The organism is Streptomyces hypolithicus, from assembly GCF_052934925.1.
Genome location: NZ_JBRFMQ010000003.1, coordinates 1 through 13,661 on the forward strand (window position 1 = coordinate 1; position 13,661 = coordinate 13,661).

Genomic DNA, 13,661 nt, shown 5'->3' on the forward strand with positions numbered 1-13,661 from the left:
GGCAACTCGGTGGTGCGCTTCACCCCGCCTGCCACCCTCACTCCGCTCGAAGTGGAGTTCCTGCTCAACTCGTTCGAAAAAGCCACCCTCGACCTGGTCGCGGGCTCGGCGAGGATGCCGGAAGGCGGAAACTGATGCGGCACGTGGAACTGGGCGCGGTGGTGCGCTCCGAAAAGGCCGAGGTCGTTTTCGAGCGGGTAGCGAAGTTCGAACGCTTCCCCGAACTGGCGCCCCATGTCAGCGCCACCGAAGTACACGGCGCACTCCCGGACCTCAAGGGCAGCTCCAGCTGGGAACTGCACTTCCGCAGCGGGCTGCTGCGCTGGACCGAGGAGGACACCTTCGACCTGGAGGAGCTGGAGATCCGCTTCGACCAGGAGGACGGTGACTTCGACACCTTCACCGGCAAGTGGGCCGTCCGGCAGGACGGCGCCGACACGGTCGTCCACTTCGAGGTCGACTTCGACTTCGGCATCCCCAGCATGGAGGGGATCCTCGACCCGATCGCGGAGCGGGTCATCAAGGAGACGGTGGCCTGGGCCGTGACCGGCCTCTTCGACCGGACGGAAATCCACGCCGGGGTCGAACTCGGCCTCCCCACGGCTCCCACGGCCGCATAGGAGACACAGCCATGGACCAGGCCAACCCGTTCGAGACTCCACGGACCTTCTCCCTGCACCGGGCCGAGTACCTCGTCGGCTTCGCGGTGACCAGCGCGTTCATCATCGCCAATTTCGGCGAGATCCGCTGGCTGCCGGCCATCGCGCTGTTCCTCTACATCGACGTGATCGGCTACCTGCCGGGAGCCTTCGCCTTCAAGCGCAGCGGCGGCAAACCCATCTCCAAGGTGTATTACGTCCTGTACAACGTGATGCACAGCATGATCACCCAGGCGGCCGTCGTCGGCCTGTGGTGCTGGCTCATCGGGCCCGAGTGGGCGCTGCTGGTGATTCCGTGGCACCTCTTCGGTGACCGGGGCCTGTTCGGCAACTTCATGAAGTCGTTCGCGCTGCCCTTCGAACCCGTACGCCAGACCGGCTATCTGCGGCTCCTGGACGACCTGGGGCTCGCACACCCGAAGCCGGTGGGCCACCGCGCTGCCCTTCGAACCCGTACGCCGACGGTCCGGTTCCGGTCGGCCACGTCCCCGCCCGCCGCGAGCCGGCCGCACCGGCGGCGGACCGGCCGGTGTTCAGGGCCAGCCGGTGAATGCCGTGTCCCCACGGCGGGGATCAGAGCGCGGGCCGTGGGCCCGCAAGAGGAAGGAGCACACCTCGTCATGACCGATTCGCCGCAGAGCACCGTGGCGCACGAGGCCGACTGGGACACCGCGCCCGGTCTGCTCGACGGTGCCAAGGAACTCACCCTCGGTCCCGAGGAGTGCGACCTCGCCTACTGGATCACCCAGGTCGCCCAGGGCACCCTGCGCGACCGCGGGGTGACCGGCCATCACGAGAACGCGGGGGTCCCGGACTTCCTCAAGGAGCCGGGTCCGCTGCGGGACGCACTGATCCTCGAGTTCGGGTTCCGGGCCCTGTCCGAGGAGGTCGCCACCCGGCTGCTGGCCCATTATGTGGCCATTGCCCCCGGCATCCCGGAGCTGGAGTTCTACTCCACCCAGCTGATGGACGAGGCCCGGCACGCCCGGGTGTTCCGCAACCACCTGGTGGAGCTGGGGCACCCTGCGCAGACCTTGCTGCGGGACATCGACGAGATGTCCGCCGACTACCGCCGGCGGGTGCTGCGGCCCGTCGAGGACTTCACGCTGGACATCGTGCGCGACCAGAACGACTTCGCGGGCGGTGTGGCCGTCTTCGCCATCGTCATCGAGGGCGTGCTCGCGCCGGCCGCGGAGCTGAGCGAACGCAAGTGGACTCCGCTGTCGCCGGCCACCGGCGAGATCTCCCGGGGCACCGCCATCGACGAGATCCGGCATCTGACGGTCGCCAGCACCATCCTCCGTGACCACCTCGTCACGCACCCGCAGTACCGGCCGCGGCTGATGGAGATCCTGCGGGCCGGAGTCGGCCTGTGGGACACCATTCCCGACCGGGAGTTCGTCATCCACCGCGAGGAACTGTTCCAGAAGGGCATGGCGGAACACGCCGACAAGATCGGCGACTACGAGATCTGGCCCGGCACGCGGCTGCTCGACACCACCCCCGAGCAGCGCTACGACATGGCCGAGCAGTGGACGGACGAGATGGCCGAGTCACGGATGCTCTACATGGGCCTGCCCGCCGACGTCCTGTCCGGGGTCACCGGGTCCGGCCACTCCTGCGGGGGCGCCGCATGAGGGCCGCCGTCGTCGCCGGGGCGGGGGCGTACCTGCCGCCGAAGCTGGTGACCAACCAGGACATGGCCGAGCGCTTCGAGACCAGCGACGAGTGGATTCGCACCCGGACCGGCATGTCCGTCCGGCACGTGGTCGAACCGGGGACGGCCACCTCCGACCTGGCCGTGGAGGCCGGGCTGCGGGCGCTGAAGTCCGCGGAGGCGGGCGGGGCCGGCGGCGGCGCGGACATGGTCATCCTGACCACCACCACCCCGGACCACCCCGTCCCGTCCACCGCGCCGGACATCGCGTCCCGGCTCGGCCTGGGCGTGATCCCGGCCTTCGACATGTCGGCGGTGTGCCGCCGGCTTCCTGTACGGACTGGCCAACGCCTCCGGTCTGATCGGCGGCGGCGCGGACATGGTCATCCTGACCACCACCACCCCGGACCCCGTCCCGTCCACCGCGCCGGACATCGCGTCCCGGCTCGGCCTGGGCGTGATCCCGGCCTTCGACATGTCGGCGGTGTGCGCCGGCTTCCTGTACGGACTGGACGCCTCCGGGATCGCGACCAGAGCGGCCGGGTCCTGCTGATCGGCGCCGACGCCTTCACCACCTTCGTCGACCCCGAGGACCGGACCACCGCGGTGCTCTTCGGGGACGGCGCGGGCGCGGTGCTGCTGCGGGCCGGCGACCCGGACGAGCCGGGCGCTGTCGGCCGGCCGGTGCTGGGCAGCGACGGCACCCTCAAGGACCTGCTCATAGTGCCGGCGGGAGGCTCCCGCCAGCGGTCGGCCGGCCCGCTGACCGACCCGGGCCAGGGCTACTTCAAGATGAACGGCCGGGAGACCTACCGGCACGCGGTGCAGCGCATGAGCGAGTCCTCGCGGCAGGCCGTGGCGGCGGCCGGGTGGACGTGCGCGGAAGTGGACCGGTTCGCCGCCCACCAGGCCAACTCCCGCATCCTCGGGGCGGTCGCCGACGACCTCGGCATACCGCACGAGAAGCGGCTGTCCAACGTCGCCGAGGTCGGCAACACCGCAGTGGCCTCGCTTCCCCTGCTGCTCGCCCAGGCGGCGGCCGGGTGGACAGTCTCGCGGCCGGCCACCGGCTCGCCGCCCACCAGGCCAACTCCCGCGGCGGGGCTGTCCTGGGGCGCGGCCACCCTCACCTGGCCCGACATCCACGTCGTCTGACCCACCGAGAAGGGAAGTCCCCATGTTCGAAGTGCTCAAGGAAATCCTGATCAGCAAGCTGAAAGTCACCGGGGACCAGGCGGCCCCGGAAGGGCAGTCCCGGGAGGACGTCGAGCCACCGACTGCTGCTCACCGATCCTTCGAGCTGTCGGGCTGCTCCTGGAGGCGCGGCTACGGCATCGAGATCAGCGCCCGACGAGCTGATGGACGTCTGACCCACCGAGATAGGTGAGATGTCCCCATGCCTCATGGAGGAGTGCTCAAGCGAAATCCTGATCAGCAAGCTGAAAGTCACCGGGGACCAGGTGACACCCGGAAGCCTCCCGGGAGCACGTCGAGCTGGACTCGCTCGCGATCGTCGAGCTGTCGATGCTCCTGGAGAAGGACTACGGCATCGAGATCAGCGACGACGAGCCTGATGGACGTCGACACCAGGTGAGATGGCCCGCCTCATGGAGGAGCGCCGAGCGACGGTCTGACGCCCCCTGCACCCCACCCCACGCCCCCACCCCGCGCACGCGCCCCACTGCGCCCGGCCCTGCCCGGAGCGATCCGGGGCAGGGCCGGGCACCAAGGCCGCCACCAGCCCCTGAACAGGGCCGGTGGCGGCCTTGTGGCGCCCCGGGTGCGCCCGGCGGATTTTCCCGTACGCTTCCGCCCGCTCGTGCGAAGGGCCGGTGCTCAGGCGGAGCGGGCGAGATCCGGGGGGCGGCCCGAGGGCATCGGCGCCTGGTTGAGGATGTCCAGGAAACAGCCTCTGAGGTGCTCCGAGGGCTCCATGCCGAGCTCCTCGATCATGCGGGCGCGCGTCGAGTTGTAGGTCTCTATGGCTCCGCCTGGCGCCCGCACCGGTAGAGCGCCAGCATCAGCATCTCATGATCCGCTCCCGCCACGGGTGCACGACGATCATCCGCTTCAGTTCCCCTATGGCGGACGGGACCCAGCAGGACGGCACTCGTAGTCGAGCCAGAGCTTGACCTCCGTCGCGGCCAGGCACTCCTCCTCCAGCTGAACGGCCACACTCCTGCACAGCGATCCCGCGACCACGTCCTGGAGCGGGGCGCCCACCCACAGTCCCAGCGCCTCGTTCAGCAGGACGGACGCCCTCGTGGTGTCGGTGGGCATGACGGCGCGCGCCTGGGCGATGCGCCGCCGGAAGACGTTCACGTCGAGGTCGTCGGCGGAGAACTCCAGGACGTACCCGGCGGAGCGGGCGACCAGCGAGGGGGCGTCGTCACCCCACGACTGCAGGGTGCGGCGCAGCCGGGAGACATGTGCCTGCAGGGCGTTTTCCACCGTCGCCGGCAGTTCGTCGCCCCAGAGCTCGGCGTAGAGATCCTCCGCCGGGACCAGATGGCCGCCGTGGAGCAGCAGCACGGCCAGCAGCGCACGCTGAACACTGCGGAAGCGGCCGTCCACCTCTGCCGCGCGCCCTGAACACTGCGGAAGCGGCCGTCCACCTCTGCTCCGACGGACCCGAGAACCCTGAACTTCACCAGCTGCTCCTTCCTGACGTGGGATCTGCGTCCCGACTGTTCCACAGGGCGCCTCGAGGAGCGCTGGAGGTTCGACCGGGGCAACAGCTGTTCCCATGCCGGCGGCAACTCGCGCAGACTGTCCCCTAGTTGATCTCAAGTGGATCTCGAGCGCGCTCTGTCACAGTGGTCCTGGTGCCTCCCGGGCACGTCCGGGAAGGTGTCCTACGCATTCGTAAATGATCAAGGAGTACTTCGTGAGCGACCTGACCGATCTTGCAACCCGTTACATCGCCATCTGGAACGAGGCGGACCAGGACAAGCGCGCCGCGGCGATCAGCGACCTCTACACCCCGGACGCCACCTACACCGACCCGCTGGCCAACGTGCAGGGCCACGACGGGATCGGTGCCGTGATCGCCGGTGCCCGTGACCAGTTCAAGGGCTTCGACTTCAAGATCCTGGGCGACGCGGACACCCACAACAACGTCAGCCGCTTCCGCTGGGAGCTCGTACCGTCCTCCGGCGGCGAGAACGTCGTCATCGGCTTCGACGTCGCGGTGACCGACGCGGACGGCAGGATCAAGGCCGTCTACGGCTTCCTCGACAAGGTGCCCGCGGGCGCCTGAGCCGGCTCGCGCCATCGCCGGGTGGGTCCCCTCAGGGACCCGCCCGGTCCCCGTCTTGCAGCAACAGTGCTGAACCAGCACCCAAGGAGCACCCCCCGATGACCACAGAAACAGGGCCGGACACCGCCGCCTCCCCCGCGGCCGAGCCACCGCCCTCCGCGACACGAAGCGGCTGGGGTGCCCTGGCCATCGTGATGGTGGGCACCTTCATCACCGTTCTCGACTACTTCATCGCCAACGTCGCCGTGCCTTCGATCCAGCAGGATCTGAACGCCACGTCCGCGCAGTCCCAGCTGGTCATCATCGGTTACGGCGTGTCCTTCACCGCTGGAATGATCACCGGTGGGCGGCTCGGCGACCTCTACGGCCGACGCCGCATGTTCGCTCTCGGCCTGCTGCTGTTCACCATCACCTCCGCGCTGTGCGGTGTGGCGCAGAGCGCCGACCTCCTCATCATCTTCCGGGTGCTGCAAGGCGCCTCGGCGGCGCTCATGGTCCCGCAGGTCCTCGGCATCCTCGCCCTCGTCTACACCGGTGCCTCCCGGGCCCGTGCCTTCGCCGTCTACGGCCTGGTGATCGGCCTCGCCGGTGTCCTCGGCCAGGTCATCGGCGGCGTACTGATCTCCGTCGACGTGGCGGGACTGGACTGGCGGGCCATCTTCCTGCTCAACATCCCGATCGGCCTGGTGGCCCTGGCCCTGACCCCGCGGCTGGTGCCCGAGTCCCGCAACGCCGGCGGCGGACGGCTCGACCTGACCGGCGCGCTGTTGGTCACGGCGACGCTGGCGGCCCTGGTGCTCTCCCTCGTCGAGGGCCAGGAGAGGGGATGGCCGCTGTGGAGCTGGCTGTGCTGGCCGCCACGATCCCGCTGGGCGCCGGGTTCATCAGCCACCAGCGCCGCCGTACGGCACAGGGGCTCAGCCCGCTGATCGACCTCGACCTGTTCCGCGGCCGGGTCTTCTCCGTCGGGCTGGCCGCGATGCTGACGTACTTCCTGGCCATGGGCTCCTTCTTCTTCCTGCTGGCGCTCTACCTTCAGCAGGGCAAGGGCCTGTCGCCGGCCGAGTCCGGCTATGTCTTCCTCGCGGTCGGCGGCGGCTACTTCGGCTCCTCGATGCTCTCGGGCAAGCTCGCCGCGCGGCTGGGAGGCGGGCTGATCACTGCCGGCCCGCTGACCCTGGGCGCTGGATACGTCCTGGTCGCCGTCTCCGCCACGCAGGTGGGCGCCGACGGCAGTGTCCTGTGGCTGATCCCGTCGCTGATCGTCGCGGGGATCGGGATGGGCATGACCACGGGCCCGCTGACGGGCGCCGTGCTGACGGGAGCCGACCCCGAGCACGCCGCGGCCGCCTCCGGCGCGGTCAACACCGTGGCAGGCCGTGGGGCCGCGATCGGGGTGGCCATCGCGGGCGCGGTCTTCTTCCCCGTACTGGGCGAGGCGCGCCGGGTAGGCGACTATCCGCACGCCTTCGTCATGGCGCTGATCCCGCTGATGGTCTTCTGCGTCTCCGTCGCCCTGCTGGTGCGCGTCATGCAGGCACGTACCAAGGCGTAGTACGCACATGATTTAGCCGGCCCGCGATGGCCGGCCGTGGCCGAGCCGGGGCAGTTTCCGGCTCGGCCACGGTGTTTTCCCGCTGCCCGCTGCCCGCTGCCCGCGGGCGGGCAGCGGGCAGCGCTGCCGCGAGGACAAGTTCCCGGTCAGGGCGGTGTCAGGCCGCGGTGGTTGGCTGAAGCTCATTCACCAGCGCGGGTCCCCCTGCGCCCGCTCTCGGGATCGGTCACCGACATGCCTGACACCAACGCGTCCTTGCGGCAGCTGCGTGAGCTGCCCGTCGTCGAAATCCGCGAAGAACTGGAGACGGTCGTCGTGGAGCGGTTCAAGAGCGCTCTGCTGATGGAGGCCGACGAGGACCTCTCGGTCGACACCAGCTTCTTCGACCTGGGTCTCACCTCGCTGCGGCTCACCAGTCTCAAGCAGAGCCTGGAAGAGCTGCTCGGTATCACCATCAACGCGAACGTGCTCTTCAACGAACCCACGGTTGAGCAACTGGTGCTCCATCTGACCGACCTGGTCGCGGGCTCCGCAGCCGGCGACCGACCCGCTCAGTAATCCGATCGCCGGACAGAAGGAGACGCGGCCATGCCCCGCGACGAGGAAGTAGCCATCGACAACGTGCTCAAGGAGCTGACCGAGCCCGTCGCGATCATCGGCGTGGGCCTGCGCTTCCCCGGGGGCAGCAACTCGCTCGACGAGTTCGAGGAGTTCCTGCGCACCGGCAGCTCCGGTATCGGCCCGCTGCCCCAGGACCGCTGGGACGTCGAGGCATTCACCCCGCAGAGCCCCGACGACAAGGGCAAGATCCACACCACCGGCGGCGGCTTCCTGGACCGTATCGACCTCTTCGACGCGGGATTCTTCAACATCTCGCCCAGGGAAGCGCAGTTCATCGACCCCCAGCAGCGCATGGTCCTGGAGACCGCGTGGCAGGCCCTGGAACACGCGAACATCGACCCCACGCCGCTGCGGCGCGGCAACGGCGGCGTCTACATCGGCTCCAGCTCCGTCGACTACGCCCTCGAACTCGACGCCGTGCCGTACGAGGACCTCGACGGCCTGCTGGCCTCCGGCATCACCATGTTCCCGCTCTCCGGGCGGCTCTCCTACTTCCTCGGCTGGCGCGGGCCGAGCATGAGCGTCGACACCGCCTGCTCGTCCTCGCTGGCCGCCCTGCACCTGGCCGTGACCGGGCTGCGCCGCGGCGAGTGCGACATCGCGCTCAGCGGCGGCGTCAACGCCCTGCACCACCCCCGCATCCCGGTGATGTTCTCCAACGCCCAGATGCTGGCACCCGACGGCCAGTGCAAGACCTTCGACGAGTCCGCGGACGGCTACGCCCGCGCCGAGGGCTGCGGCATGCTGGTCCTCAAGCGGCTGTCCGACGCCACCCGGGACGGCGACAACATCCTCGCCGTGGTGCGCGGCACCGCGGTCGGCCAGGACGGTGACAGCGCGGGACTGACGGTGCCCAACGGGCCGGCGCAGGAGACCGTGCTGCACAACGCGATCCGCGCGGCCGGCCTGGAACCGGGTGACATCCAGTACGTGGAGGCACACGGCACCGGCACCCCGCTCGGCGACCCGATCGAGATCGGCGCCATCAACAACGTGTTCGCCGGAGCCCGGAGCAAGGACGACCCGCTGCTGGTCGCTTCGGTGAAGACCAACCTCGGCCACATGGAACCGGCCTCCGGTGTCGTCGGAGTCATCAAGACGCTGCTCCAGATCCGCTCCGCGACGATCTATCCGCACCTCAACATGACCGTCCCCTCCGGCCGCATACCGTGGGACGTGTACTCGGTGCGCATACCCACCGAGTGCGAGCCCTGGAAGGCCCCGGTCCGCCGGGCGGCGGTCAACAGCTTCGGCTTCGCGGGCACCATCGGCGCGGTCGTCCTGGAGGAGCCACCGGCACGCACCGGCGGCACGAGCACCCCGGCCCCGGCGGCCGTCGAAGGCGCCACGCGCACCGCAGCGGCCGAAACCGCGCCCGTACCGACCCCACCCGGCCCCGGCGCCGCCTGCCCCGTGTTCACCCTCTCGGCGAAGAACTCCGCCGCACTGCGCGAACAGGCCGGCCAGTACCGCCGGTTCGTCGACGCACACCCGGAACTCGACATCACCCGGCTCTGCTACACCGCGAACGTCGGCCGTGCCCACTTCACCCACCGGACCGCCGCCCCGGTCGCCGACCGCGAGGCACTGCTCAAGCTCCTCGACGCGGCCCGGCAGCCGGACGCGACCGTCGAACCGTCCGGCATCCGCAAGATCGCTTTCATGTTCACCGGCCAGGGCTCCCAGTACGGCATGGGCGCCGCGGCATACGAGCAGTTCCCGGTCTTCCGGGACGTCATCGACGAGTGCGACCGCCTCTTCGCCGCCCACCTGGACCGCTCCGTACGCGAACTGATCCTCGGCACGGGCGACGACCCGGAGCAGATCAACCAGACCCGCTACACCCAGCCCGCCCTGTTCACCCTCGAATACGCCCTCGCCCAACTCTGGCTGTCCTGGGGAGTGCGCCCCACCATCCTCATCGGACACAGCATCGGCGAGGTCGCCGCCGCGACCGTGGCCGGACTCTTCTCGCTGCCCGACGCGGTGACCCTGGTCGCCGTACGCGCCCGGCTGATGCAGTCCGTACGCGCCGAGGGCTCGATGGTCTCCGTCGGCGCCTCGGCGCAGGACGTCGAGCCGCTGCTCGCCGACCACCCCGACCTGGCGCTGGCGGCGGTCAACGCCCCCGACCTGTGCGTGATCTCCGGCGGCAGCCAGGCGCTGACCGCCGTCTCGGACCAACTGCGCGAGCGCGGCGTACGCGTCGAAGCGCTCGCCGTCTCCCACGCCTTCCACTCGCCACTCATGAACGAGGTGTTCGAGGAGTTCCGCACGGCGCTCGCGGGAATCACCTTCCACGAACCGTCCATCTCACTGATCTCCAACGTCACCGGAAAGGTGGCGCGCCTGCGGGAGATCGGCACCGCCGAGTACTGGGTACGTCACATCGGCGAGCCGGTGCGCTTCATGGACGGCATCCGGGCCGTCCAGAAGCGGGGCCGGCACGCGCTCATCGAGATCGGCCCCTCGTCCATGCTGACCGCCCCCGCCCGGCGCTGCCTGAACGCCGAGGACCACCTGTGGCTGTGCAGCCTCAGCCGCCGGGACCGGGACGGGGGGGCGACGCTGCGCGCCCTCGCCGAGTTCTACGCCGCCGGACTGCCGGTGGACTGGGCGGGCTACCACGCCGGGCGCACCCTGGCCAAGGAACACCTGCCCACGTACGCCTTCCAACGCAAGCGGTACTGGCTTCCCACCAGCCCGGCACGGCGCGCCCGCACGGCCGACGGGCCGGTGAGCCACCCACTGCTCGGCCGCAGGACGCCAGCCCCGCAGAGCCCGCAGGGCGTCACGGAGTTCACCGCCGAGTTCGTCCCCGCCGACCTGGGCGCCCTGGCCGGCCACCAGGTGTCGGGGCAGCAGACGCTGCCGCCCGCCGCCTGGGCCGACCTGCTGCTCGCCCTCCAGGACGCGGTGGCCGGGCACACCCGCGCCACCGTCCGCGACCTGGACTTCCCCGAGCCGCTGCCACTGCACGACGACGTGGTGCAGAAGATCACGACCCGGCTGAGCCGCCCGGCACAAGGCGGGCCCACCGACATCGAGGTGACCGGCGACGTCGACGGGACGGAGCGCACCTTCGTCACCGCGCGCCTCACCCCGGACACCACCGGCGCCACGGACGTGAACACGGGCCCCGGCACGGCCATCGAGGACCTCCGTACGCTCGCCGACACGGCGGACGGGACCGAGGAGGAGGCCGGGAGCGAGGACGTCTACACCGACCTCGCGGCCGTCGGCCGCACCTTCGCCGACGAGCTGCGGCGTCGTCACCCGGGTCGCCCGGCACGCCGGGGGAGCGGTGACCGGCGAGCTGACCGGCCGGGACGCCCGCTCCCTCGAACAACTGCCGGCCGAACTGCTGGAGAGCGCGCTGCACGCCGTGGTCGCCCTGGCCGACGGCGGGCCGGTACCGGTGCTGCGCGGCGCCCGGAGCCTGCGCCTGTTCAAGAAGCCGCGGGGCGAGCGGATACGGTTCGCCGCCCGCACCACCGGCGGCGGACCGGGTGCGCCCGTGACCGCCGACCTGCTGCTCCTGGAGGGCGACGAACCCGTCGCCGAACTCCTCGGCGCCGAACTGGCACCGCCCGCCGGGCCGGGCGGCGACGCACACTTCACCCACCGGCTCGACTGGCTGCGCCGCTCCCTGCCGTCCGCCCAGGTCTCCTCCCAGACCCGGCACGTCCTGCTCAACGGCTCCGCCGCCACCGTGCCGGCCGGGCTCGGTGAGCTCGCCGGACCAGCGCACGTACGGCTCTCCTTCGCACCGGGCGCGACGTACGGCGCTGCGCGAGGCGCTCACGGACCAGTCGGTGACCGACGTCGCCTGGTTCTGGCAGCCCGGCGCCGGGGCGGTCTCCGGCGACCGGCTGCGCGCCGAGTGCGAGCGCAACTACCGCAACCTGCTCGACCTGGTGTCCGCGGTGAGCGGCAGCGGCTCGCGGCGCCCGCCGCGGCTGTGGCTGGTCACCGAGCGCGCGCAGTGGCTGCCCGCCGACCGCCCCGACGGTGCCGAACAGCTCGCCGCCGCAACCCTGTGGGGCTTCGGGAACGTCCTGCTCAACGAATACCCGCAGCTGCGGGCCACATTGGTCGACCTGCCCAAAGGCAGCCGCACCGAAGGGGCCGAGGCACTGCTCGCGGAATGGCAGGCGCAGGAGGCCGACGAGTTCCAGGTGGCCCACCGCACGGGCCGCCGCTACGTGCGCAGGCTGCTCCCCGGTGACCGTACGCCGGTCCGGCCGGGCCCCTACGAGCTGCACGCCCGGGACGCGGACGACCCGGCCCGCATCATCACGGTACCGGCCGGCGACACCGCCCCCGAGGGCTCCGACATCCGGGTGCGCACCGGCACGGCCGCGGCGTCACTGACAGCGCGGGACGTCCCGCCGGCGGCGGACCCGGCCGCGTCCGGGGACGGCACGCAGGCCCTGTCCGCGAGCGCGTTCGCGGGTACGGTCGTCGCCGCCGGTCCGCACGCCACTCACACAGTCGGCGAGAAAGTAACGGTCGGCAGACCGGGCGTTCTCGGCAGCACGCTGACCGTACCGTCGGCGCTGGCGACCCCCTGGCCGGACGGCCTGGGGGCGGCCGAAGCGGCCTGCGCGGCCCTGCCCGCACCGGACGGCAGCGCACCGCGGTCGCCGCACACCGGCGAGGTGGACACCTACCGAGTCGACGAGGCGGACGAGGCGCTGCGCGCCGCGGCCGCGGGCCCCGGCCCGGTCGCGATCGCTCTCGACCCGCCGGGCCCGCCCCAGGACGGGCCCGGCGACGAGACGGCCTTCACCATCCGCCCCGACCGCACCTACGTGGTCACCGGCGGTCTCGGCGGCCTCGGCCTGGTCACCGCCCGGAAACTGGTCGACCTGGGCGCCCGGCACCTGGCCCTCGTCAGCCGCAGCGGCCGGGCCGCGGACGAGGCGGCCCCCGTCCTCCAGGCGCTGTCCGCACACGCCGAGGTGTCCCTGCTGCGGGCCGACGTGGGCAACGCCGACGAGGTACGGCGGCTCACCGCCGAACTGCACGCCCTGCCCCACCCGGTGGGCGGCATCGTGCACGCGGCGGGCGCCATCGGAAAGGCGCTGATCGCCGAACTGACCTGGGAAGCCATCGAAGAACAGCTCGCGGCCAAGGCGTACGGCGGCTGGCTGGTGCACGAGGCGAGCCTGTCCTTCGACAAGCTGGACTTCTTCACCTTCTACTCCTCCATCGCCGCGGTCGTCGGTGGCGCGACCCAGTCCCACTGGTGCACGCCGCGGCGAGCTCCTTCCTCGACGGCCTGGCCCACTGGCGGGCCCGGCAGGGGCTGCCCGCCCTCGCCGTGAACTGGGGCGCATGGGCGCGGGTGGGCATGTCGGCCCGGCTCGACACCCAGCTGAGCCAGGAGATCGAACGCAGCGGCGTCCGCTTCTTCTCGCCCTCCTGGGCACTGCGCACCCTGCACCGGCTGTGGGGCACACCCGTGGCACAGCGGGTGGTGAGCCGGTTCGACTGGCCCGTGTACACCAGTCACCTGCCGATGGCCAACGCCCTGTACTCCCGGGTGGCCGGCCGGCAGGAGGACGGTGGCACCGGTGCCACCGGCATCGACCTCAACGATCTGCTGGCCCGGCCCAGGCCCGAGCGGCTGAAGCTGATCGGCGCGACCGTCACCGAACGCGTCGCCGCCGTCCTGCAGTTCGGCGAGGAGGACGAGCTGGAACCCGCCGCCGAATTCGTCGGCTGAAGCTGATCGGCGCTGGGACTGGACTCGGTGATGGGCATGACCGTCCGCTCCGCCCTGGAATCGGCGTACGGGATCGCGCTGCCCGCCTCGCTGACCTTCGACCATCCCTCGGTACGCCGGATCACCGAATTCCTCGACGCCCAGTTGTCCGGGGACGCCGGATGACGCCGGCACCCCAG

The 13,661-nt window shown here is 71.0% G+C and carries 13 protein-coding genes and 2 pseudogenes; 14 read left to right on the forward strand and 1 reads right to left on the reverse strand.

Annotation, left to right across the window (positions count from 1 at the left end; all coding sequences use genetic code 11):
- From ACU6WZ_RS29100 to ACU6WZ_RS29125, 6 genes and pseudogenes are all read left to right on the forward strand, one after another.
- Positions 1 to 135, forward strand: a pseudogene (locus tag ACU6WZ_RS29100) (aspartate aminotransferase family protein); the annotation flags it as partial.
- Positions 135 to 620, forward strand: a complete 486-nt coding sequence (locus ACU6WZ_RS29105) for a type II toxin-antitoxin system RatA family toxin (protein ID WP_447031029.1) — start codon at positions 135 to 137, stop codon at positions 618 to 620. The pseudogene ACU6WZ_RS29100 and the gene ACU6WZ_RS29105, both read left to right, overlap by 1 nt.
- 11 nt (positions 621 to 631) lie before the next feature.
- A pseudogene (locus ACU6WZ_RS29110) lies at positions 632 to 1,209 on the forward strand (hypothetical protein).
- A gap of 70 nt (positions 1,210 to 1,279) precedes the next feature.
- Entirely contained in the window at positions 1,280 to 2,296 is a 1,017-nt protein-coding gene (locus ACU6WZ_RS29115) for a ferritin family protein (RefSeq protein ID WP_447031031.1), read from the forward strand.
- Positions 2,293 to 3,471, forward strand: coding sequence for a 3-oxoacyl-[acyl-carrier-protein] synthase III C-terminal domain-containing protein (locus ACU6WZ_RS29120; RefSeq protein WP_447034532.1), 1,179 nt, complete (start codon positions 2,293 to 2,295; stop codon positions 3,469 to 3,471). Before ACU6WZ_RS29115 ends, ACU6WZ_RS29120 begins: the two co-directional genes overlap by 4 nt.
- Before the next feature lie 22 nt (positions 3,472 to 3,493).
- Complete coding sequence (locus ACU6WZ_RS29125) at positions 3,494 to 3,703, forward strand: hypothetical protein (protein WP_447034534.1); 210 nt, start codon at positions 3,494 to 3,496, stop codon at positions 3,701 to 3,703.
- A 692-nt stretch (positions 3,704 to 4,395) separates the two neighbouring features.
- Here ACU6WZ_RS29125 and ACU6WZ_RS29130 read toward each other — a convergent pair.
- Complete coding sequence (locus ACU6WZ_RS29130; protein WP_447034535.1) at positions 4,396 to 4,890, reverse strand: AfsR/SARP family transcriptional regulator; 495 nt, start codon at positions 4,888 to 4,890, stop codon at positions 4,396 to 4,398.
- 313 nt (positions 4,891 to 5,203) lie between these two features.
- Between ACU6WZ_RS29130 and ACU6WZ_RS29135 the strand changes: the two genes are divergently transcribed.
- The 8 genes from ACU6WZ_RS29135 to ACU6WZ_RS29170 all read left to right on the forward strand — a co-directional run bounded on the left by ACU6WZ_RS29135 (position 5,204) and on the right by ACU6WZ_RS29170 (position 13,647).
- Positions 5,204 to 5,575, forward strand: coding sequence for a nuclear transport factor 2 family protein (locus ACU6WZ_RS29135; protein ID WP_447031037.1), 372 nt, complete (start codon positions 5,204 to 5,206; stop codon positions 5,573 to 5,575).
- Positions 5,576 to 5,673: 98 nt separating this feature from the next.
- Positions 5,674 to 6,504, forward strand: a complete 831-nt coding sequence (locus tag ACU6WZ_RS29140) for an MFS transporter (protein WP_447034537.1) — start codon at positions 5,674 to 5,676, stop codon at positions 6,502 to 6,504.
- Positions 6,402 to 7,130, forward strand: a complete 729-nt coding sequence (locus ACU6WZ_RS29145) for an MFS transporter (protein ID WP_447034539.1) — start codon at positions 6,402 to 6,404, stop codon at positions 7,128 to 7,130. Before ACU6WZ_RS29140 ends, ACU6WZ_RS29145 begins: the two co-directional genes overlap by 103 nt.
- A 234-nt stretch (positions 7,131 to 7,364) precedes the next feature.
- On the forward strand, positions 7,365 to 7,688 hold the full coding sequence (locus ACU6WZ_RS29150) for an acyl carrier protein (RefSeq protein ID WP_447031039.1): 324 nt from the start codon (positions 7,365 to 7,367) through the stop codon (positions 7,686 to 7,688).
- Between the two features lie 30 nt (positions 7,689 to 7,718).
- Entirely contained in the window at positions 7,719 to 11,483 is a 3,765-nt protein-coding gene (locus tag ACU6WZ_RS29155) for a type I polyketide synthase (RefSeq protein ID WP_447034541.1), read from the forward strand.
- Positions 11,480 to 13,081: an SDR family NAD(P)-dependent oxidoreductase gene (locus ACU6WZ_RS29160; RefSeq protein WP_447034543.1), complete on the forward strand. Its 1,602-nt coding sequence runs from the start codon at positions 11,480 to 11,482 to the stop codon at positions 13,079 to 13,081. The genes ACU6WZ_RS29155 and ACU6WZ_RS29160 overlap by 4 nt, the downstream gene beginning before the upstream one ends.
- Positions 13,003 to 13,482: a KR domain-containing protein gene (locus tag ACU6WZ_RS29165; RefSeq protein WP_447034545.1), complete on the forward strand. Its 480-nt coding sequence runs from the start codon at positions 13,003 to 13,005 to the stop codon at positions 13,480 to 13,482. The genes ACU6WZ_RS29160 and ACU6WZ_RS29165 overlap by 79 nt, the downstream gene beginning before the upstream one ends.
- A gap of 36 nt (positions 13,483 to 13,518) precedes the next feature.
- Positions 13,519 to 13,647, forward strand: a complete 129-nt coding sequence (locus ACU6WZ_RS29170) for an acyl carrier protein (RefSeq protein ID WP_447034546.1) — start codon at positions 13,519 to 13,521, stop codon at positions 13,645 to 13,647.
- The last annotated feature ends 14 nt before the right edge of the window (positions 13,648 to 13,661 follow it).